This is a genomic window from Paenibacillus sp. KACC 21273 (genome assembly GCF_028736095.1).
Classification (GTDB): Bacteria; Bacillota; Bacilli; order Paenibacillales; family Paenibacillaceae; genus Saccharibacillus; species Saccharibacillus kyungheensis.
Map to the genome: position 1 here is coordinate 4,594,590 of NZ_CP117876.1, position 20,083 is coordinate 4,614,672.

At 38.4% G+C, this 20,083-nt stretch carries 16 protein-coding genes; 7 read left to right on the plus strand and 9 right to left on the minus strand.

The features are described 5' to 3' along the window. Nucleotides 1-166 precede the first annotated feature (166 nt). Complete coding sequence (locus PQ460_RS20120) at nucleotides 167-901, plus strand: MBL fold metallo-hydrolase (protein ID WP_274170943.1); 735 nt, start codon at nucleotides 167-169, stop codon at nucleotides 899-901. Between the two features lie 38 nt (nucleotides 902-939). Here PQ460_RS20120 and PQ460_RS20125 read toward each other — a convergent pair whose 3' ends face one another. The 3 genes from PQ460_RS20125 to PQ460_RS20135 are packed head-to-tail and all read right to left on the minus strand — an operon-like array spanning nucleotide 940 to nucleotide 4,882. Then, nucleotides 940-1,959, minus strand: coding sequence for a FecCD family ABC transporter permease (locus PQ460_RS20125; RefSeq protein ID WP_274170944.1), 1,020 nt, complete (start codon nucleotides 1,957-1,959; stop codon nucleotides 940-942). Continuing rightward, nucleotides 1,956-2,951 carry a FecCD family ABC transporter permease gene (locus tag PQ460_RS20130; RefSeq protein ID WP_274170945.1) on the minus strand — a complete coding sequence of 332 codons (996 nt, stop codon included), beginning with the start codon at nucleotides 2,949-2,951 and terminating at the stop codon, nucleotides 1,956-1,958. The genes PQ460_RS20125 and PQ460_RS20130 overlap by 4 nt, the downstream gene beginning before the upstream one ends. Beyond that, complete coding sequence (locus PQ460_RS20135) at nucleotides 2,948-4,882, minus strand: ABC transporter substrate-binding protein (RefSeq protein WP_274170946.1); 1,935 nt, start codon at nucleotides 4,880-4,882, stop codon at nucleotides 2,948-2,950. Before PQ460_RS20135 ends, PQ460_RS20130 begins: the two co-directional genes overlap by 4 nt. Nucleotides 4,883-5,149: 267 nt before the next feature. Between PQ460_RS20135 and PQ460_RS20140 the strand changes: the two genes are divergently transcribed. Further along, complete coding sequence (locus PQ460_RS20140; protein WP_274170947.1) at nucleotides 5,150-6,157, plus strand: hypothetical protein; 1,008 nt, start codon at nucleotides 5,150-5,152, stop codon at nucleotides 6,155-6,157. Between the two features lie 286 nt (nucleotides 6,158-6,443). Beyond that, a complete protein-coding gene (locus tag PQ460_RS20145; protein WP_274170948.1) occupies nucleotides 6,444-7,457 on the plus strand; it encodes a nuclear transport factor 2 family protein in 1,014 nt (337 codons plus the stop codon). Between the two features lie 111 nt (nucleotides 7,458-7,568). Here the strand turns inward: PQ460_RS20145 and PQ460_RS20150 are convergent, their stop codons facing one another. The 4 genes from PQ460_RS20150 to PQ460_RS20165 form a co-directional block, all read right to left on the minus strand. Further along, complete coding sequence (locus tag PQ460_RS20150) at nucleotides 7,569-8,390, minus strand: copper amine oxidase N-terminal domain-containing protein (protein WP_274170949.1); 822 nt, start codon at nucleotides 8,388-8,390, stop codon at nucleotides 7,569-7,571. Between the two features lie 109 nt (nucleotides 8,391-8,499). Next, nucleotides 8,500-9,552, minus strand: coding sequence for a hypothetical protein (locus PQ460_RS20155; protein ID WP_274170950.1), 1,053 nt, complete (start codon nucleotides 9,550-9,552; stop codon nucleotides 8,500-8,502). A 416-nt stretch (nucleotides 9,553-9,968) separates the two neighbouring features. Beyond that, on the minus strand, nucleotides 9,969-11,069 hold the full coding sequence (locus tag PQ460_RS20160; RefSeq protein ID WP_274170951.1) for a glycerol dehydrogenase: 1,101 nt from the start codon (nucleotides 11,067-11,069) through the stop codon (nucleotides 9,969-9,971). A gap of 484 nt (nucleotides 11,070-11,553) precedes the next feature. Next, a complete protein-coding gene (locus tag PQ460_RS20165) occupies nucleotides 11,554-12,099 on the minus strand; it encodes a TetR/AcrR family transcriptional regulator (RefSeq protein ID WP_274170952.1) in 546 nt (181 codons plus the stop codon). Between the two features lie 119 nt (nucleotides 12,100-12,218). On the opposite strand from PQ460_RS20165, the gene PQ460_RS20170 reads away from it, so the two are divergent. From PQ460_RS20170 to ppk1, 4 genes are all read left to right on the plus strand, one after another. Then, nucleotides 12,219-13,229: an NADP-dependent oxidoreductase gene (locus PQ460_RS20170; RefSeq protein WP_274170953.1), complete on the plus strand. Its 1,011-nt coding sequence runs from the start codon at nucleotides 12,219-12,221 to the stop codon at nucleotides 13,227-13,229. 373 nt (nucleotides 13,230-13,602) lie between these two features. Beyond that, nucleotides 13,603-14,538: a polysaccharide deacetylase family protein gene (locus PQ460_RS20175; RefSeq protein ID WP_273614898.1), complete on the plus strand. Its 936-nt coding sequence runs from the start codon at nucleotides 13,603-13,605 to the stop codon at nucleotides 14,536-14,538. 150 nt (nucleotides 14,539-14,688) lie between these two features. After that, a complete protein-coding gene (locus PQ460_RS20180) occupies nucleotides 14,689-14,916 on the plus strand; it encodes a hypothetical protein (protein WP_273614897.1) in 228 nt (75 codons plus the stop codon). Nucleotides 14,917-15,084: 168 nt separating this feature from the next. Further along, a complete protein-coding gene (gene ppk1, locus PQ460_RS20185; RefSeq protein ID WP_273614896.1) occupies nucleotides 15,085-17,229 on the plus strand; it encodes a polyphosphate kinase 1 in 2,145 nt (714 codons plus the stop codon). On the opposite strand, the gene PQ460_RS20190 is transcribed toward ppk1, so the two are convergent. Both PQ460_RS20190 and PQ460_RS20195 read right to left on the minus strand, forming a co-directional pair. Further along, the gene (locus PQ460_RS20190; RefSeq protein ID WP_274170954.1) at nucleotides 17,162-18,718 is read right to left on the minus strand and encodes a Ppx/GppA family phosphatase; all 1,557 of its coding nucleotides are present in this window, start codon (nucleotides 18,716-18,718) and stop codon (nucleotides 17,162-17,164) included. The two genes, ppk1 and PQ460_RS20190, sit on opposite strands and share 68 nt — an antisense overlap. A 344-nt stretch (nucleotides 18,719-19,062) precedes the next feature. Next, the gene (locus PQ460_RS20195) at nucleotides 19,063-19,716 is read right to left on the minus strand and encodes a type 1 glutamine amidotransferase domain-containing protein (RefSeq protein WP_274170955.1); all 654 of its coding nucleotides are present in this window, start codon (nucleotides 19,714-19,716) and stop codon (nucleotides 19,063-19,065) included. Between the last annotated feature and the right edge of the window lie 367 nt (nucleotides 19,717-20,083).

The window sequence follows — 20,083 nt, forward strand, 5'->3', positions numbered from 1 at the left end:
TGTAGAGTGGTGTATTTTTTATGCTTTTTGGTAACAGAATCATCGTTAGATTAGCAAAGAAAACCTCTTTCTTTTACAAAAGACTTATAATTTTTTCAGAAAAATGAATACAGTTATTGATTAAACTAATAATATTAGTTTATAGTGTAATCAAGAGGTGATTGATATGAAAATAATTAGCAAGAACAACTTACATCAACTTATTTTTTTACCACGTATATTTCCGGTAAATTGTTATATCGCCGAAGAAGAGTCTAGTGTGACTTTAATTGATGCAGGATTGCCAAATAGTTATAAAGGTATTCAGCACGCGATTTCTCAGATCGGCAAACCGTTAGGCGCTATCGTTCTAACTCATATCCATGATGACCATGTCGGTTCATTAGATACATTACATCAGCTTTATCCTGATATACCTGTCTATGTATCACAGCGAGATGCACGCTTAATGATTGGTGATATGAGCTTGGATGCAGATGAACCTCAGACTAAGATCAAAGGCAGTGTTCCCAAGCGTTTACAAACTCGCCCTTCTGTTTTGCTCCATGAAGGGGATCGAATAGGTTCTCTTCAAGTCATCGCCACACCGGGTCATACGCCAGGATCTATTTCGCTGTGGGATACTAGAGATCAATCACTTATAGCTGGTGATGCTTTGCAGACTAGAGGTGGGATCGCTGTGGCAGGTTCAGTACGTCTGACATTTCCTTTCCCTGCTCTGGCGACATGGAGCAAAGAACGTGCTCTACAAAGTGCTCACAAATTAGTAGCATTACAACCGAGTTTACTTGCTGTAGGTCATGGTGCGATGATCACCGATCCGTATCAAGCTATGCAAGATGCTATTCAGCACGCAGAACAACGTTTGCCCTCTTCCTTATCAATCAAACAATCGCTGTAATCATAAAAGAAACGCCAAAAAACCGCACAGATCTAACTTCATCCTGTACGGTTTTTGCTTTTGTACTCACGCCATAATAAAAATAGAAAATACGGTGCTCCAATGACCGAAGTAACCAATCCTACAGGAAACTCTAGAGGTGGCGCCAGAACACGTCCAATCACGTCTGCTAGTAACATCATGATCGCCCCTACCAGTGCTGCTACTGGCACAAAATAACGATGACCACCAGATACCAAGCGCCTTGCAATATGAGGGCTCACCAGACCTACAAAGCCTACCATACCTACAACCGCTACCGAACCGCTGGCTAATATCACTGTCAGTAGCAGCAATATAGTACGCATCCACTCTATGCGTAATCCTAACCCTTTGGAAGATTCTTCGCTTAATCCGAAAATATCAATAGATTTTGCTAATATCCAGACGATAGGTACAATAATCAAGATAATAGGTGCTAATTGAACCACCTGCTCCCAATTACGTCCCCATAACGAACCATTTAACCATAAAAGAACGGTATTCGTATTCGCAGACGATTGTGTAATCAGTAATTGTACCAGTGTGCTTCCACAAGCACTGACCGCAATTCCGACCAATGCCAGCCGAACAGGATCGACTCCATTTCGATAAGATAATAGATATACGCAAAAAGCCCCGAGAGCTCCACCGACAAAAGCTGTTAGCGATGTCAGCCATGTACTCTGTATACCTACAGGCAAAAGAAGTACAGTACAGACCGCTCCTAAAGCAGCTCCTGCGGAAATTCCTAGTGTATCAGGAGCGGCTAAAGGATTGCGCAAAATGCTTTGTGCCACCAGACCAGACACTGCAAGCCCGCTACCTACTAAGATCGCCAGTATAATGCGAGGCAATCGATAATGAAAAATAATATAGGCTAGATCAGCATCTCCATACTGTGTAAATGCTCTGCCGATATCTTGCCAGCTTATATCGACAGCACCTACTTGAATACTTATCATGATCAAAACAAAAGTAATCACAATAAGCCCGATCATGATCATAACATTCCGCTTTTTCCCGATAGAATGAATCATAATGAACTCCTGCTCTGCCGTCTAGCTAAATACACAAAATAAGGCGCACCAATTAGAGCTGTTATGATCCCTACAGGCGTCTCTGCTGGAAAATGTATAAACCGAGAACTGATATCTGCAAGCGTTAATAAAATAGCTCCAAATACTCCAGCAAAAGGAATCAACAAACGATAATCTGTTCCGATAAGATAACGTGTAATATGCGGTACGATTAATCCGACAAACCCAATCGGCCCAACAACAGAAACCGATATGCCTGCTAACAAAATAACGATCACACTACCAACTATACGTACTGTCCATATTTTCTGACCGAGTCCGCGTGCGATATCTTCACCTAGACTTATCAGAGATAACGAACGGCTAAGACCTATAGCCATGATCAAGCCAATAATGCTTACGACCGCTAATAATCTGAGTTCGTCCCATTTGACTCCTGCTGCTGATCCGGCAAGCCAGAACAATATTTTACTAGCCGATTCTTCATTAAAGATCAATAATCCCTGTGTAAACGAAGATAATAATGCTTGAATAACCACACCGATTAATGCCATACGAACTTCGACTTTACCTCCACGAATCGCAACACTCATTATCAATACAATCATCACTGTTAGCAATCCACCTGCAAAACCTGCCCCTGCTAGAATCCATCCATTGACAGCAGGTAAAACAATCGTACACAAGACGATCATAAAAGAAGCGCCTGCATTAATTCCAAATATACTAGGAGAAGCTAATGGATTACGGGTCAAAGCTTGCATAATACAGCCAGCAATACTGAGATTAGCACCAATTAGTATTACTGCTATTGCGCGCGGCATTCGTAAAATATGCAAAATAATATGTTCTTTGACTGTCGTAGAATAATGAAATACATAATCGATCACTGTCGGTAAAGAAATCCAGGATGAACCTATCATTAGCGAGAGCATCAACAACGTGATCAAGATTGCTAGACTCCCTACTGCTAAGATCAGCTTGTTGATCATTTAAAATAAGTAGTCGCTTCACTCATAATATGGTTCAATGCCGGAATACTGCGTTGTCTAGACCATTTGGCTAATTCAACTTCATGCGCTTTGCCTGTTTGCACAGCTTTTAATTGATTCCAGAGTAGATTGTCTTTTTGCCCTGCTAATACAGATGGATCATCTTCGTTAATCAAAATGAGTAGTTGATCAGGATCGATCGCTAATAATTGTTCTGTAGTCATTAGTTGACTTACTTCTTCTGCATCAGTCAAAGCATAATTCAGACCTAACGCTTGAAGAAATGAAGCATGAAATGCTTGATCTGTCCGTACTTGGAACGAATTGCTTGCTTCTTCATCAGCTGCAATAATAAGCACAGATTGATTACTGTTAATCGATTGCTTTACATTGTCCAATTGTTGTTGATGTTCTGCTAGCATCGCTGTTGTCGCATCTGCTTTACCCAAAGCTTCACCGATCGCCTGAGTAGAATTTATAATATCAGAGTAATTTGCTGTATCATTTTTGAAAACAATTGTAGGTGCAATCGCTGATAATTCTTCATATACATTGCTATGACGACTTGTATCTGCAATAATCAGGTCCGGCTCAAGGGTACGTATCACTTCCAAATTCGGCTCCGAGCGTGTACCTACAGATGTATATCCTTCAATATAAGCTAGCGTGTCTTGCGGGAACCGTTCAGGTTTATTATCATCTGCTACACCGACAGGTTTGACTTGTAGTTCTGCCACAGTCTGGGTAAATCCTTGCTCTAATACAACGATACGCTTCGGTTGATCAGGCACTTCAGTACTGCCAAGATCATGAGTGATCGTGCGTGTAGAGCTTTGCGTCGCATTTTCTTCACTCGTACTTTGTTTGCTTGAAGCGGTCTGACTTGTTGAAGAAGCGGGAGCTGAACAAGCACCCAGTAAAAGAGTAAAACTCAGAAGCAGCATCAACACTGCTGAACGTCTTATCGGATTATGCATCATTAAAGAACCTCCACTTACTATAATGTTTTGAGAATCATTATCACTATAGCGGTGTCCATCTAACCCAACAATAGAGAAATCGGACATGTTGGATGTCATATTGAGACTTTGTACGTTCTGGCGATGTTGTTGACGATAACGTATCGGAGACAAGCCCATATACTTTTTGAACATACGACTAAAATAATATCCATCTTGATAGCCCACATTAATCGCAATATCTTGTAAGGTTAGCTCTGTCTGAGTCAGCAGTTCACTCGCTTTTTGCATACGAAACTGAATCAGATAATCCGATGGACTTTGACCAATATCACTATTGCGGAATAATCGGGCTAGATGACGTGGACTGCATTCTAATATAGAAGCCAGCGAATCAATCGTAAGCGGCATTTCATAATGCTCGTGAATATAACGAATAGCTTGTGAGACAAGATCTGTAGTTGTGGGCTGATGACCTGCGGTCTGTAACTGTTCCAAAATGTCATATACGATTTGCAAAAAAGAAGTACGGACTTGCAATTGTTGTAATGGATGAACATATGTCCATGCTTGGTGCAATTGTTTGATTTTATCGTGCAACAGAATAGGATGATGTGGTTTAATTTCATACGCAGTATCTAATACCGGATGATGCTCTAATAACGAGCGGGCAGATGAATTGGAGGTGAATAATTGTGGTCGGTATAATATCAGATAGTATTCTAATAACTCGTCATATACTTCAATCTGAAAGATACTTTCTTTCCCACTATGAATAATATGAAATCGTTCTGTTGTGTATGTGTTATCATTGATCGTAATCAACGCATTCCCACGAACAGTATATAAAAATCCGTTTTCCGGTACATAATATGGTAGCGATAATTGCTTAGCTGTCAGTACATGATGCTGAACATCCATGACTTGAATAGAAGCTTGATTCCACAGCTTGATATAATGATCTAGATTCATGATTAACCCCTTTGAACAAACCTATTCTACTTGAATACCTATCTATACTTCTTTCTATTTTAATGATAATCATTATCAATTACAATCCATTTCATACTTTTACATCTTTCTATGATCTCAATCGCGAGCAAAAATGACATTCTATTTACTTTCGATTCACCTCAGATAAGCAAGGGTAGGGATATACATAAAGCTTTGGTATCGTTATTTTGTTGAATCTGATATGGATATGTATTTATATTTTTCTATCGAGGAGAATGATCATTAATGAAATTATCCAATCCGATCACTATATCTGCTGTGGGCACACTGCTTGTTTTACAGACGCTAGGATGTAGTCAACAACAGACATCTACGCTCCCTACAGTTAATTCTTCATTTGAAAGCACGGCTGAACTTGCAGCTCCCGCTCAAAAAAGTACCACTAGCCATGCACCAACATCTGCTTCATCTACAATTACTGTTGCTCATTTCAAAAAAATGCTGACAAGCAGTTCCAAACTTCCTCAAGCAGTCTCTTACCTCAAAAAGAATATAAAAAAAGTGACTCCTTCCACTGGTACTTTACTGGTTCTAACTTTGGAAAATGCTCAAAATAAATATCTGGATGCTTGGACAGATCAATATACCGAATCGATCCAAAAGAAACTGATGAATATGTATGCTTCAACCGGTGTATATGGCGATGAAAAAATAGAAAATATGATCAAACACACTACCGATCCAGCGCTTAAAAAGTTACTGTCCAACACCAAAAATAGCGGTTATCAAATTATCAATGTCGAAGGCTATTTTATGCCTATTATTGACTACGATCAGTATGATGCGTATGACGACTATGTCACCAAAGACATTAATGATTATGTAGATATTATGGCTGAAGAGTCAGATGAACCAGCGCTGATGGATGCAGGGCTTGTGATCGGATGGGATAAGTTATTAGTACGCACACTGGATATGGAGCAATTTATTTTAAAATATCCTCATTCTAATCGTCTCTCAGTTATTCAGCAAAATTATAGTTATGCTGTTTATACGGTATTTTATGGTGCAGACAACACTCCACTATTTGATAGCACGTCCAAAACTATCGATCCTGATGCCAAAAAGCAATATCTCGATTTGTTAAATGATACGGATACCGCAGAAGATTATCCGTCTAGTACACTTCTTAGTGACCTGCATGGATTGATGGATTTGGCGGCACAATCTAATTACAAACTGACATCCAAGCTAGAAGCATACCGAGCACAAGTTGCTCCTCTGGAATTATAGAACTTCCGCCAAAAGTGCAACATAACCTGTGATCTGACCGTCTTTGCTAGTATAGGGAGACGGTTTTTTACTGTTTTGGATCAATCGTGAAAGTTGTCGATTTTGTCATTTTAGGGATATCATAGATAACTATGGGTAATAGAAAAAGGACACCATTCTACCGAATAGGTCTTTGACTTCGCAAAAATCTGTTCTAATTGAATGTGTCGCATTCTACTAGCATATGCTAAAAGTGATGTTTGCTAAGCAAACGATTCTTCACTATTTATGACAAAGGAGTTTTATGATGAAAAAAATCAGTTTAATCCTAACCAGTATTTTGTTAATGTCTGCTCTTGCAGCATGTAACAGTAATTCCAGTACGACAAATCAACCTGCAACCACGCCTACTACTGAAAATACAGGCACAGGTAATCCATCAGCTACCAATCCAGAAGCAACGACACCGACAGAAGGTAGTACTTCTACTGATCCGGCTAGTACAGAGTCAGCTTCTGCTCAAAATGCTAAAATCGTAGCAAACAAAAAAGTTGTTGCGAGTATGTACCAAGACGTACTCAATGGGCATCAGACCGATAAAATAGATATGTATCTTGCAGACGATTACAAAGAACATGATCCTATGATTGCTACAGGTAAAGAAGCGTTCAAAACGTATATCGCTTCCTTTATCAAAGCGAACCCTGATTACAAAGTCAATGTCAAAGGTATGATCGGTCAAAATGATCTAGTTGCTGTCATGAACTACCCAATGGCTAATCCAGATGATCCCGGTCAAGCGGCTGTAGACATTTTCCGTGTAACTGACGGTAAAATTGTAGAGCACTGGAATACGGTTCAACCGGTAACAGGTGCTTCTAGTATGATCCAAAATCTACTACCAAGTGCGTCTACGAGCGCAGATGTTGCTGCTACTGATAAAGCAGTCGTAGCTTCTAATGCTCAATTTGTAAGCAACTTCTTTAACAGCTTTTTTGTAGAGCATAATACAGATGCGGCTTCAGGCGTTGTGAGTGAATCATTGGTTCAGCATAATGTGAAAATGAAAGACGGTATTGAACCATTAGTGAACAACTATCTTGCTCAATTCCGCGCTAACCCGGACAGCACTGCTACTGTAGTTAATATGGTTGCAGAAGGTGACCTTGTATTGATCCAAAGTCAGATGAAAAAGAACGCTGACGATGCCGGTCAATCTGTAGTCCAAATCTTCCGCGTAGAAAACAATGAAATTGCTGAAATGTGGATGCTTTCTCAAGACGTCCCTGCCAAAACAGTAAATGAAAATGGTATGTTTTAAAAATATAACTGTTTCCCTATGATCTTTATAAATATGTAGACAAAAATGCACCTTTCATATCACTGTTAGAAAACCTTGCGGTTAACTAATGGATATGTAAAGGTGCATTTTTTATTTCACAGCATATGGTTTAACAATGATGTATGCCAAATCAGTATTACCTATTAATGTTCTTGTTTTGGTAATAGACTCACCTGGTTTTACTGCACTATGCTTTTCACGCATATATTTGTATAGTTCTCCCTGCGAATTACCATTAGCAAGCATATACGAAGAATGAATATCTTCTTTTCCTTGCTCGATGGTTTTACCTGTAACATTTTTAGATGTATAGGTTATGCTACCTTTCCAAATACCTGCTTTTTTATCCGTTGCTCCTAGATTTATTTGATATGAAGTGACTTGGAATGCATTTTGATTTTCATCCAACCCTACTCTGTCTTGAGTTTCTTGGGTTAACTGAGGGGTATTCTTCATATACTTAGGATTATTTAATTCAATTATTTTAGTGTTAGCATTGTAAGCTCCATCTACATCTAAATATTCTAACATTACTTTAAGAGGAATATAAAGAGCATTCCTTTTTTGTACAGGTATAGTATCCATCTGCTCTATATTTTGATCAATAGTCACTTCTTTAGAGCCTGTAGTCAAAACTAAATGATGATTATTAAAGTTAATAGTTGCTTGCTTTTTATCTTTATTATATGCCACATCTGCTCCTAAAAGATCACTCAATGAACGTAAAGGTACAAGTAATCTATTATTTTGATCCACATAAGGTGAAGTTGGATAAGTAAATAAAATATAATACTGATTTATTTTGAGAATAGGTGGTGAAGATGTCTTTATTTTTGATTGAGCAAAAGTTGAATCAGGAAAAATTATTAATGTAATTAGAAAGAAAATAAGTAAAGATTTAAAATATTTCAAAATATCATCTCCTTGATTATTTTACTTTATAACGTTATATACATAATAAATGTTGCAGGTAAATAAATCTGTTTACTCTTGAAAAATTCAATTTTATTTTCAAGTTATATTACAAATCAATACTTACTGTTTCTTCTCCCTGATTAGTATAAGATGTTTTCACTTTAGTATTATTGGGATAAGAACACAAGCCACCTGATTGTGATCCACTATTCCAAGGCGTATTATTAATTGAGCTCTTACCAATATTAACGTCATACCAATGAATATTATTCATATAACTACCAGTCGCAAAATTTTCTTTACCTTTAGTCTGACCAATACTAGTAATTCTTTTTAATATATTATTTGACCCATCCAGAGTAAAACCTTGCGCTTCAGCAACTACTGTTTGAGTTTTTTTAATACCATCAATCAAAATACCAGTGATAACTAATGTAACAGAGTTATTAGCATTGACATAAAATTTCATCTGAACGTCTTGATTAGGTTGATAGCGATTGGTCATATCGAAAGGAGCAGAATTTCCAGAAACTCTTATTGCACCAGACCAATTTTTCTTAAGCGTATTATGTTGCATTCCTGCATCAACCGTCAAAGATTTATCACCACCCCAACCTCCTGTATAAATATAACCAGTATCACCAGTTGAAGTACCTGGTCCTAGGTCTTTAATTTCTGTTTCAGATGGAATATGAACTTTCATGGAAAGCCAAGAATATCCTGTACTACTATAAACTCGTCTATACGGGCCTGTGCCGCCGTTTGAACAATTAGGAGCGGCCACTTTACTAACTGAAAAATACGTATTTTTTACTACTGATGGTTTAGGGTCTGATTTAGGGAATATAAATTGCTCACCTATACTATTTTTATAAACATTATCTTTTACTGATGTTAACTCTTCAATATCATCTTTCAACTCAGGTTTATTGGCATAAATATCTCCTCCCTTTGTTATATAAATAACATTCTCTCTGTCTTCAATAGGAAGAGTTGAAATGACATCTTCCATTATTTTCTTTTCTGAACCTTGTATACTATTATTTATGTATAAATCTGGCTCTTGACTATTCTGTGCTTGGACTCCATTAATTCCTATAGTTGATACTCCTAATACAATACTTGCTAATAAAATTTTTACTGTTTTCTTTAATCTCATACATCAGTCTCCTTTTAAAATGTTAAATAAACTTAATTTAGTAAGTTTTATTTACATTTGTATTATATATATTTATTTCCATATAAGTAAATGATACTTTTTACATATATTTATAAGCAAGAAAAAATATATTAATCATTTCTAGTTAAAAAGAACTAAATATGATACTTTAATTTCAATGTACATTTTAAATCAAAATTATAATTATTAAATCTTTATTTATATTGAAAAATATCTCTATAATTTATATAATCTTATACTCCCTTAGATATTGATTTTATTTGTTTTGTTATATAAGACAACTCTTTACTTTATCTCAAACTCTTTAGCATATGATGCTTAATTTTATAATAAAGAAGAGGCATTACCAGTTTTACTTAGGTAATACCTCTTCTTTATTTTTATTGAACAATAACTTATTTATACGTATGAGCGATAGCATTAGCAGCTACAATCGCATTGTAGACATCATCTGGAGTTACAGGGAAAGGCATATGTCCCATTGTATCGTCTGGTGCACAAGCACTTTCAGCAACTTGTCTCCATTCAGCTTCTACAAATTCAGTCATACCTAAATCTTCAAGTGTCAATGGAAGACCTACTGCTTTGATCAAATTGACTACTGTTTCGAACTCTTCTTTAGGCGAGTTTTCTAGCACCAATTGTGCTAACAATCCGAATGTCACTTTTTCACCATGTTGTGCACGGTGGATCGAAGGAACAGCCGTCATTCCGTTATGAATCGCATGAGCAGCAGCAAGTCCGCCAGATTCAGCACCTACACCGCTCAAGTAGATTGTTGCTTCGATCGTATTTTCTACCGCTTTGGTTACTACTTTTTGTTGAACAGCTTTAGTTGCACTGACTGCATTATCAAGCAACATTTCATAGCATAGTTTAGCTAATCCAAGTCCAGTAGCTGTTGGTTTCATAAGAGCCAGATTATCTCCATTAGAAGCATAACACGCACGAGCTTCAAAATAAGTCGCTAACGCATCGCCGACACCCGCAGCGAAGAAACGAACAGGTGCGCCTGCAAGAATACCCATATCGGCAAGCACCGTATCCGGGTTATTAGGTAAGAATAAGTATTCGTCAAACGAACCGTCTTTTTTATAAATAACAGCAAGTGCTGTACAAGGTGCATCGGTAGACGCAATTGTTGGGAAAATGACTACAGGAAGTTGCTCATAGTAAGCAGTCGCTTTCGCTGTATCTAGTGTTTTACCGCCACCAATTCCGACAATAACGTTAGCGCCAGATTGTTTAACCAATTCGCGGTGACGCATTACTTCTTCTTTGGTACATTCATATTCAAATTTCTCAAAATGTGCTTTATGATTAGCTGCTGTAAATGTAGGTTCAGCTTCTGTTTGTGCACGTTCTAATATAAATTCATCACAAATAACATAAGCATGATCACCATAACCACGCGTATAATCATTTAATTTAGATAATAAATGCTGACCTGTAATAAATTTTCTAGGTGAAGTTACGGATCTGACGAAATCTGCCATAATGAACACATCCTTTTGGATAATTACAGTCTACTACATAAAAAAATTGATGTTCCTGACCGACATAGTGACCTTGCTACGTACGCTTCTACTGCCAAGCGCTGAACGTAAGATATTTTGCTTATGCAAAAATCATTTTCTATAGAATCAGTAGATGTCGCGCTTTTACTGCCAAGCGCTGGGCTGTGATACTTATCACTACACACAACTATACTCCTTCATTGATCCAAACCAAGTGAATTATGTCACTGACAGGTATAATTAAGTATGTTATAGTAAAGCGTTTACAATAGTTTATTTCTTTATTTTTACATCTAGTTTTATCCTGTTTAGCAGAAAAAGAAGAAATATATTTACAAGCATATAGAAGAATAATTCAATACCTATGGATATAACAAAAAGCTGATTTCTACATACTAACAGGGAATCAGCTTTTTAGCTTTTTGTTCTAAATTTAGAGTATTCTTCTAAAATAATTACTTATTTAAGATATTAAAATTGTACCTATCATCATATTAAAAAGGCGTTCAGCTCGTGATGCAGATGAAGGCTGATCGCCAAGCCATGCTAACGCAGCAACCAAAGAAAATAAATCTTCACCATCTATATCAACACGAGCCAAACCTTCTGCTTGAGCACGTTGAAGAAGTCTTCCTCCAGATGCCCGTAATGTGACGCATGAAGCATGAAGGGCAGACTCTGTATCTTCCATAGCTGCAATCATCGCAGATACAACTCCTTGATAAATGCCTGTACATATAAAGACATCATGTAACCACGATACAAGGGCATCCTCGGCAGAATTCGCTTTTTCAAACTCAGATGCCTTTGTAGTTAACTCATCAAATTGCGTACGTAGCAATGCTTCAAGTAGTGCTTCTCTAGTAGGGAAATGACGGTATAACGTGCCCAGTCCAACTTCTGCTTTACGAGCGATATCACGTAGTGAAGCATCGGCTCCATTTTGAGTGATGACCGTATCGGCAACTGCTAGTATATGATCATAATTTTTTTTGGCATCGACGCGCATATCCTTCCTCCTTGACAATTGGAGCACTGCTCCGTATAATCATAAACGGATCACCGCTCCTTTTAATCGAAATGTGAATCAAGTAAGTATAACTCATCTATATGGAAGGGGAAAGTAAGATGTCTAAAGATACAATGAAAGCTATTCGTTTGCATGAATTTGGCGGTCCCGAAGTACTACATTATGAGGAAGCACCAATTCCGCAGTTAAAATCAGGTGAAGTACTTGTGCGTGTTCATGCTGTTGGTATCAATCCTCCCGATTGGTATCTGCGTGAAGGTTATAAAGATCTTCCGCCTGATTGGCAACCACAAGTAGCTTTTCCACTTATTCTAGGATCGGATATATCAGGTGTTGTGGAAGCAGTAGCTATAGATGTAGACCATTTCTCTGTCGGTGATGAAGTTTTTGGTATGGTTCGCTTTCCAAGCGTAGGGGAAAGTGCAGCTTACGCGGAATATGTTGCTGCACCAGCTTCCGATCTAGCACTCAAACCAGCCGGTATTGATCATATACATGCTGCTGGCGTACCTATGGCTGCTCTTACTGCTTGGCAATTTTTAGTGGATTTAGGGCATGATGAAGCCAATCCATTTCAATCTTATTCCCATCATCCGGTGCCGCTTAAAGGTAAGAAAGTACTTATCAATGGGGCTGCAGGCGGTGTAGGGCATTTAGCATTACAATTAGCGAAATGGAAAGGCGCACACGTTATCGCAGTAGCATCTACTAGACATGAATCGTTTCTTCGTGAACTTGGAGCAGATGAATTTATAGACTATACCAAAAATAAACCTGAATACAGTGTCCACGACATTGATCTTGTTCTGGATACGCTCGGTGGTCCTACAACGGGTCGTTTTTTACGCACAATTCAACGTGGAGGTGCTTTGTTCCCCGTCTTTTTGGGTTTCTCTGATGAAGAAGAAGCTACAAATCTAGGCATCACAGTATCAACGACTCAGGTACGTTCGAATGGCTCACAACTAGCAGAGCTAGGGCAATTACTGGATAGCGGAAAAGTTCAGGTGGCTATCGACAGTACGTTTGCACTTGCAGATGCTCGTCAAGCTCATGAAAGAGCTACCAGCGGACATATTCAAGGCAAGATTATATTAACAGTGCTGTAACACAACAGCTCTAATAATTATAGGTACACTGTCCCAAAATCCAAATCATTTTTAACCAACTTTACTCCGAACCCCCTCATGCCTATAGCCTGCTCACTTCGAAAAGTGTTGAGACTATAGGTATCTTTGGGCTATAACCAGATTAATATTGCTCTAAAATAGCAGTGTAGGAAAATGTAAATGGTAAGATATAGTGCAGATCAGAGTAGCTAGTGCTCCTAAGATAGAACTACAGCACCATAAAATTTTATTATGATTTAGCCGATGTTATATATAGAAACAAAGATATCTAATTCATAATATCACTCTTAGCTTTACTTTATAAAGAAGTGACGTTTATATTGCCAAACTCTTAGAAAGGAGAATTACAGTTATGCGGGCTCGACATTTATTTGTACTCATGCTCTATATTTCAATCGCATTTGTGATCACGTTCTACATACTTAGCTTAAAGTATCCGCATGCCTCAGCTTTTTCTTATAAGACTTGTAAAGCTTCCTATGATACCAAAAATGATTTGTTTGCTAATTTGCTCAATGCTGGTGAAGATAATGTGGCTTCAGCTTCAGAGTCGATCAAAACTGCTCCTAAAGGCAAAGCTGCACGTATTCCTGTATTGATGTACCATTATGTTGTACCTGAGAAATACAATGTAGAAAAGAAAAATAATGCTCGCATGAGCTTAGAATCTTTTACCAAAGGTATGAAATATCTACACGATAATGGCTACAAAACAGCCACTTTGTCCGAGCTAGAGCAATATGTGAATGGAGAAATTCAATTACCTGAAAAGACGGTTGTCATTACATTTGACGATGGATACCAGAATAATGTGGTCTATGCGTATCCCGTATTGAAGAAATATGGATTCCACGCTTCGATCTTTATAGTAGGAACTAAGCTCAAAAGCAAAACACAAAAATTTCTACCTAAAGAAAAAACAACGATTTCACGTAAAGAAATGAAAGCGACCAAAGATGTATTTGAATACAATAGCCATACGTACAACCTTCACTACAAAAATACGATTCAATGCGGAGATACTGCGGCGGTCGGTCTAGAAAATGATCGTCTTAAAAACGATATTGAATTAATGAAAACCAAAACAAAGATCGATACGCCTTACTTTGCTTATCCTTATGGAGAGTATCAAGATCAGATGATCTATACGTTACGAGAAAATGGATATCGTATGGCGTTCACGGTTAGACCTGGCTTTGTTCATCCGGGTGATGATTTGATGCATTTACCACGACTAAATGTTAATTCGCATACTGAACTAAAACATATTCTTCATCTAAAAGATTAAACCCAAATACCTGACATCTACGATGCGTTTGACGCCAATCATGTAGAGATCAGGTATTTTTTTCATACCCACTATATTATCAAAACGAATGTATAAGGGTAATATATATTGAAAGTAAGCTATGTAATTATTCAAAGGAGCCTACACTTGATGACATTAGCAGAATGTTTGAGTCATTTACATCATGATTTATTACTTGTGAATATGCACAAGCCCGGTTATCTTACCCGTTCTGTTGCTGAATTGCAAAAAACGATCCCTCCAGACCAGTTGCATGAGGACGGTTATGAACTGCGTACTCATGGCTTTAACTTTGGACGTACTCAGAAAAAAGCGATTGGCAAAGTAGGCGGTCCTAATTTGTGGAACGAATGGTAATTCGCTTTTACACAGCGTTAACAATTGAACGTTATAATGACTCTATACGAGTTGTTTTGACACCTTATGACAAAAGTATTTGCATACCCCACATTTGGTATTCCGCATACTGCACGTTACACTAGATTAGAGAATATGATTGGATAACAATGATTAAGCGGAGGCATTATGGAAAACAAACATGTAAACCATCCTACTCATTCAAGCTATATTAACCGTGATCTAAGCTGGATCGAATTCAATAGTCGAGTACTGGAAGAAGCGCAAGATTCAGAAGCTCCACTGTTAGAACGTATCAAATTTTTGGGGATTGTGTCCCGTAATTTAGACGAATTTATGAGTGTACGTGTTGCTGGGATTCGCAATCAAATCAAAGAAGGCTATCTCAAAAAAGATTTTACCGGCTATACTCCGTCTGGTCTATTCAAGCGTCTGACCAAAAAAGTAGAAAAAATGGTTCATACTCAATATCGTACATACCGCGAACTCATGCGTCTACTTGGCAAGCAGGGCATTACGGTCAATCGTTATACCGATCTTAGTGCCACTCAGCGCAAAGCGGCAGATACGTATTATGAAGATGTAATTTTCCCTGTACTTACACCGATGGCTGTCGATCAGAGTCGTCCGTTCCCACTTGTTCATGGACTGAATGTGTATTTGTCTGTCGTGCTTGAACATGGAGGTAGAGAACCGATTACTGAAGATGAGCATGATGCCTTTTATTTTGCAATTGTTCAGATTCCATCCAATCTTCCTAGATTGGTAGCACTACCTCACCGTCAAAACAGTAAAAAACAACAATACATTATGATCGACGAATTAATTTGTCATCATATTCATACATTATTCGGCGGATATCAGCCTGTAGGCGTGAATGCTTTCCGTCTGACACGTAATACAGATCTAGATATCAATGAAGAAGAAGCAGAAGACTTGTTAGAAGAAATCGAGAATAAATTACGTAAACGTCGTCGTGGCGCTCCTGTACGTCTTGAAGTGGAGAAAGATTTTCATCCATTTGCTCTTCGAATGTTACAAGAAGAATTCGACGTGTCTGAAGCAGTGTACGAAATCGATGGCCCGCTTGATCTTGGATTTTTATTGCCATTTTCAGATTCGGTGCAAAATCATGAATCGTTACGTTATCCGCCAGAAATTCCGCGTTATGCACCAGAATTTCCAGAAGGTAGCGACACTGACTTTTTCAGCGTCTTAAAAGAACGTGATGTATTGTTATATCATCCATACGAATCATTTGATGTGATTAGTGATTTTATAGAACAAGCTGCTGAAGATGATGATGTGATGGCGATCAAAATGACATTGTATCGGGTCAGTGGTCGCTCTTCGATTATTCAGGCACTTGCCAAAGCTGCTGAATCTGGCAAACAGGTTACAGTAGTGGTAGAACTGAAAGCAAGATTTGATGAAGAACGTAATATCGCTTGGGCACGCACACTGGAAAAAGCAGGTTGTCATGTGGTCTATGGTCTGGTTGGACTCAAAACACATGCCAAATTAATTCTAGTGGTACGCCGCGAAGCAGATGGACTCAAACGTTATATTCATATCGGTACAGGTAATTACAATGCTTCTACAGCGAAGTCATATACAGATATCGGTCTGTTAACGATGAATCCTCATATTGGTGAAGATGCTTCTGAAGTGTTCAACCATATTACAGGATATACAGAAAGTCATGAATGGCAAGCTGTCGCTGTCGCACCGGATACAATGATGAACAAATTTATCGAATTGATCCAGCGTGAAGCTGAACATGCACGTAACGGCAGACCTGCACGCATCATTGCCAAAATGAACTCATTATCTAACCAACAGATTATTGATGAACTATATATCGCTTCTCAAGCAGGAGTGAATATTGATCTCATTATACGTGGAGTGTGCTGTCTACGTCCGGGTGTAGTTGGTCTGAGTGAGCGAATTACAGTTCGCAGTATCGTCGATCGCTATCTAGAACACTCTCGTATTTACTCTTTTGAAAATGGAGGCGATCTTGAGATCTGGTTATCCAGTGCAGATTGGATGACTCGTAATCTCACTCGTCGTGTTGAACTGATGTGTCCATTATTCGATAAAAGCACAAAAGCCACTATGCAGCGCATTCTGGATCTTATCCTTGCGGATAATATCAAAGCCAGATTGCTACTACCTAGTGGCAGTTATGAGCGATTTGATAACGGAAAACCTCCGTTACGCAGTCAATTCAAAGCGTGGGAAATTAACTCTTGGAAACCATATGTACCACCAGTCTCACTCTCACGTCCCACTCCTTCTCCAAATCTCTAACTGCTTCTGTAATTTCATGTGTTTCCATAGAGGCTTCGGTATGACAGTGAACTGTCAGCTCGAAGTCTCTTCCTTTGCGTACAGCGACCAAGCGATCCACAGGTTGCGTCTCGCTCACATCCATCGCAGCAGCTAATTGCAATACAGCACCTAAGCGGCGAATACGCTCTTCGTCTTTGGGATGAAGAATATCAGCATACTCTGTCGAGATGCGTCTTTTTTTGATTTTGCCTTTGCTACCAAAAATAGCGATAAAAGCAACTAGAACCGTTTCGCGATGATTAAGTCCGGCTACCGCACGAGTGGTCAGCAAATAGCGGGTATGTTCTTCAAAGTCATGGTAACCAATTTTCATACCTACCCGATACAATAACGAAGCTGTACGTAATATTTTGCGATTAGAAACGTCTTCCTGACCTTCTCCAAGCGCTTCATATAGTTCAGAAGATAACTGTTGTACCCAGCGTAAATGGCGTTGACGTGGCAAAGGCTCTCCATGTAGCGCTGCACCAATCTCATACTCTAATACATCTTCGACAATCACATTATCTTTACCGCGTTCCCATTCAAAAAACAATCCATCCCGTAACCCTGTTCCACTAATCACATAATGCGAACAATGCATATAACGGAATAATGTATTTAAAATAATAACGCCCGGTACAATAATATCACTGCGTGTTTTGGATAGACCGGCAATACGCTTACGTTGATCATTACTCATTGCAGGAAGCTGTTGATAGTAATAATCCGTATCTTCTGCTTCTAATGTATAATGGTGAATCTGTTCCAGCGAATATTTTAATTTGCGTTGATGCATTTTACCTACAGCACGAATCGTTCCTCCCAGACCGACCATAGGAAGATCAGGATACTGACTGATCCAATCATGCTTTTCTGCGGCATCCAGTACCAGTTGTTGCAGTTCATTAACAGACGATTCGTCCCAGCGTCCTGTCGTTTCGTTACCAAATCGCACATTCATATTGACAGCTCCGAAAGGGAAAGACACTGTAGAGACGCGAGCCCGATCGCGGAACAAAGTGACTTCGGTACTTCCGCCACCAATATCAATAATATATCCATCTTCGATATCGATTCGGTTCACTACCCCGATAAATCCATAATGCCCTTCCATTTCACCGGGTAACAATTCGATGGTAATTCCAGTTTCACGATTCAAATATTCAATTACTTCTTCGCCATTGCTAGCGTTGCGTATAGCCGCTGTAGCGACAGCTCGAATCTCTTCTACTTCATAAGCAGCACTGACATCGGCAAATTGTTTTAAAACAGGCACGATGACACTGACTGCTTCCAGTGGCATATCTCCTTGAGGAGTAACAATAGCACTGAGTCTAGCAGATTCCCGGCATTCTTTAAGAACCTGATATCCACCACCATTGCCTGTTTCATAAATAACCAGTCGAATCGAGTTCGATCCTATATCCATAATGCCTACACGGCGACGTTCTTCCTGTTCTTTCATGGTAGCTCCTCCTGACCTGTACAAGCTTCTATTTACAAAATATGAATCATATCTTGATTACAGTTAAAGTCAGTCTATCTTATTTGCATCATTGTCACAATCGTTTTTCGATTAAACCTGTGTACATATTTACTTACGTAGTTATTCAAATTTTGTATGGATAGTATATTTTTTATAGAATATCTTTCTAACCGATAAAATCTAATCCCTATAAATATCCGCAACATATAGTTTGATGTATTAAAATAAAAAAAGCGAAAATCCTCAGATAACAGCCAGAGAACTTTCGCTTTTGTATATTCACTATCTATTATCTACTTAGTAGAACGTATAGCGATTAGAGATTATAGCAATTCAAGCATCGCTTTCGCTGTGCTTTCACTAGAAGCAGGGTTTTGTCCTGTTACTAATTTACCGTCAACGATTACATGATCTGCAAAAGCAGAAGCGGCTACAAATGCTGCACCTTGCTCACGCAATTTGCTTTCAAGTAAGAAAGGAACATATTTCGTCAATTTCACCATATCTTCTTCTTCATCAGTGAAACCTGTAATGTTTTTGCCTTGTACATAGTAGGTACCGTCTGCTTTTTTCACATCCACAAGAGCACCAACACCATGACATACAGCACCAACTACACCGTTATGAGCTTCTGTATCATGAATCAATTGAGCGATTACCGGGTTGCTTGCAAAATCGACCATAGGGCCATGTCCACCAGCAAATAATACGCCATCAAAGTCGCTTACATTGACGTCTGCAAGAGCTTTGGTGTCTTCAAGCATATCAGCTACCGATTGCAATTCAGCAGGAATCCCATCTGGAATAGAGTTTTTGTCGATGGTTACTTTACCGCCTTTAACCGATACGATAGTAGGTTCTACGCCTGCATCTTGAAATACATGATAAGGTGCAGCCAATTCTTCTAACCATAGTCCTGTAGGGTGTCCGTTCATTTCTGTAGCACTTGTCGCTACTAACAATACTTTTTTAGTCATATTAATCGACTCCTCTATTTATATTTAGAAAACATCAGTCAATGATTTCTGTTTTAGATTATGAACTTTTATACATAATACATATTTAGTATTATACAACTTTTTTGTGCACAATCAAATTTTTAGCAAAAAAATTTTGACTATAAACAATAAACAAGATTAATTTGTCATCTTCGTCCTTTATTACTTTACCCTTAAATCAAAGATGTCAAACGATATACATAAAAATGATTACTTATCATGTTTGTTATTTTATACTTATTGCTACAAGTCATCCTATCTCCACCAGAAGAACATATCTAATACACTGTGCAAAAAAGATTCTATCTTTTTCTCTCTTTTTCGCTTAGATCCTTTTGTTTTGCGT

Excerpts from the sequence above, each read along its gene's own strand:
- PQ460_RS20195 (WP_274170955.1), bottom strand. The coding sequence starts at position 19,716 with ATGACTAAAAAAGTATTGTTAGTAGCGACAAGTGCTACAGAAATGAAC.
- PQ460_RS20190 (WP_274170954.1), bottom strand. The coding sequence starts at position 18,718 with ATGAAAGAACAGGAAGAACGTCGCCGTGTAGGCATTATGGATATAGGA.
- PQ460_RS20175 (WP_273614898.1), top strand. The coding sequence starts at position 13,603 with ATGCGGGCTCGACATTTATTTGTACTCATGCTCTATATTTCAATCGCA.
- PQ460_RS20170 (WP_274170953.1), top strand. The coding sequence starts at position 12,219 with ATGTCTAAAGATACAATGAAAGCTATTCGTTTGCATGAATTTGGCGGT.
- PQ460_RS20140 (WP_274170947.1), top strand. The coding sequence starts at position 5,150 with ATGAAATTATCCAATCCGATCACTATATCTGCTGTGGGCACACTGCTT.
- PQ460_RS20120 (WP_274170943.1), top strand. The coding sequence starts at position 167 with ATGAAAATAATTAGCAAGAACAACTTACATCAACTTATTTTTTTACCA.
- PQ460_RS20125 (WP_274170944.1), bottom strand. The coding sequence starts at position 1,959 with ATGATTCATTCTATCGGGAAAAAGCGGAATGTTATGATCATGATCGGG.
- PQ460_RS20145 (WP_274170948.1), top strand. The coding sequence starts at position 6,444 with ATGAAAAAAATCAGTTTAATCCTAACCAGTATTTTGTTAATGTCTGCT.
- PQ460_RS20135 (WP_274170946.1), bottom strand. The coding sequence starts at position 4,882 with ATGAATCTAGATCATTATATCAAGCTGTGGAATCAAGCTTCTATTCAA.
- PQ460_RS20165 (WP_274170952.1), bottom strand. The coding sequence starts at position 12,099 with ATGCGCGTCGATGCCAAAAAAAATTATGATCATATACTAGCAGTTGCC.
- ppk1 (WP_273614896.1), top strand. The coding sequence starts at position 15,085 with ATGGAAAACAAACATGTAAACCATCCTACTCATTCAAGCTATATTAAC.
- PQ460_RS20180 (WP_273614897.1), top strand. The coding sequence starts at position 14,689 with ATGACATTAGCAGAATGTTTGAGTCATTTACATCATGATTTATTACTT.
- PQ460_RS20160 (WP_274170951.1), bottom strand. The coding sequence starts at position 11,069 with ATGGCAGATTTCGTCAGATCCGTAACTTCACCTAGAAAATTTATTACA.
- PQ460_RS20155 (WP_274170950.1), bottom strand. The coding sequence starts at position 9,552 with ATGAGATTAAAGAAAACAGTAAAAATTTTATTAGCAAGTATTGTATTA.
- PQ460_RS20130 (WP_274170945.1), bottom strand. The coding sequence starts at position 2,951 with ATGATCAACAAGCTGATCTTAGCAGTAGGGAGTCTAGCAATCTTGATC.